This is a genomic window from Actinomyces sp. HMSC08A09 (assembly GCF_001807465.1).
In the GTDB taxonomy this organism is placed as follows: Bacteria; Actinomycetota; Actinomycetes; order Actinomycetales; family Actinomycetaceae; genus Actinomyces; species Actinomyces oris.
Window position 1 is genome coordinate 1 of record NZ_KV789114.1, and the last position, 1,475, is coordinate 1,475.

Below are 1,475 nucleotides of genomic sequence, written 5' to 3' on the forward strand. Positions count from 1 at the left end.
CCGGCTCCCCTCAGGGGGACCGGCGGCCGCCGTCTTATCAGCGTATCTGCGCCGTATCTGCGCTGTATCTGCGCCCTGTATCGACGCCTCGGTGCCGCTCAGCTGCGGGGGTCGGCGTCGATGGCGCCCTGGGTGTCGTTGAAGATCAGGTTGGAGATCTCGACCTGGACCGTCTCGACGTGGGGGACGTCGTGCAGGAGGAGCGGGTCATCGGCGGAGGTCTGCAGGGCCAGCGTGCCGCAGCCGAAGAAACGGTCGGTGACGTCCTTGTCCATCTGGATGTCGGAGATCCGGGTCAGGGGCAGGTCGTGGCCGACACGGCTGATGATGCCGGAGCGGGTGATGATGCGCTTGGTGGTGATGGTGTAGGTGTGCATGTACCACTGCAGCCATGGCAGGAGCAGCAGGGGGACGCTCACGACGAGGATCACCACCCAGATCGCCACGATGCCCCAGGGCTGCCAGGTGGTGGGGGCCATGACCGAGGCGACGACGCCGACCACGAGCAGGAGGATCTCGACGACGAACCGCCACAGGAGGACCTTGATGTGGGTGTGCATGTGCCGCACCACGACCTCGTCGCGGCTCAGCAGCTTCTTCGACAGTGCCATGCCCCCATCGTGCCAGGCTGCCGGGGGTTCGCGCACCCAAGAGGGCAGGAGTACCCGCTTGAGCGTGCCTCGGGCGGGCGTCGTCACCCACTGAGCATGCTCATGCCGACCGAGGCGACGACTGGCGCGATCCCCAGGATGACGAAGGCCGGCAGGTGGCAGGCGCCCAGCGGCAGGACCAGGCGCACCGCGAGGCGCTCGGCGGCCTCCTCGTCGCGGGCGTGCCGCCCCGCGCGCAGGCTCGCCGCCGTCGCCGCCAGGAGGGCGGCCGGTGAGGCCCCGTCCTCCCAGCCGGGGCGCAGGCAGGACTCCAGGCGGGAGCGCCGTGCCCTCCACCGATCGTCCTCGGGAGCCTGCCAGGCATCCTCCCACGGGGCGCCCAGCAGCAGGGCCCGCCCCACGACCCCAAGCCCCTCCTCCTCCAGAGCCTCCCCTAAGGCGGTGAGTACCCCGGGCACCGAGGCTCCGGCGCTCAGGGCGGCGGAGGCCAGGTCCAGGACCAGGGCCTCATCGACGACGTCGCCCTCCGCCGTCGCGGCGCGGACGAGACGCCTGGTCACCAGGTGCCCCACCACCATGAGCCCGATCCCCAGCGCCCCCACGGCGCTGCCGAGACCGCCGTCGAGCAGGAGGGAGGCAGGGTCGGCGCCCACGAGCATCCCCAGCCCCAGGCCGACCACGGGCAGGCACGCCAGGAGCCGGGCAGTGGTGCGGGGCCCGGCCAGGGCGGCACGGCGGGAGGCCTCGGCGCGACCGGACTCGGCCACCCCACCGGCCACGGTCTGGAGGATGTCGGCCAGGGGCGCTCCCAAAGCGGTCGACAGGCGGCAGGAGGCGACGGCGCCCGGCACTCCGGCGGCGGTG

General features: G+C 72.4%; 2 protein-coding genes. Both read right to left on the minus strand.

Annotated elements, in window-relative coordinates; all coding sequences use genetic code 11:
- Positions 1-98: 98 nt before the first annotated feature.
- Positions 99-611, minus strand: coding sequence for a PH domain-containing protein (locus HMPREF3165_RS05385; protein ID WP_060956891.1), 513 nt, complete (start codon positions 609-611; stop codon positions 99-101).
- 83 nt (positions 612-694) lie between these two features.
- A partial coding sequence (locus HMPREF3165_RS05390) for a type II secretion system F family protein (protein WP_370991892.1) occupies positions 695-1,475 on the minus strand: 781 nt, incomplete at its 5' end.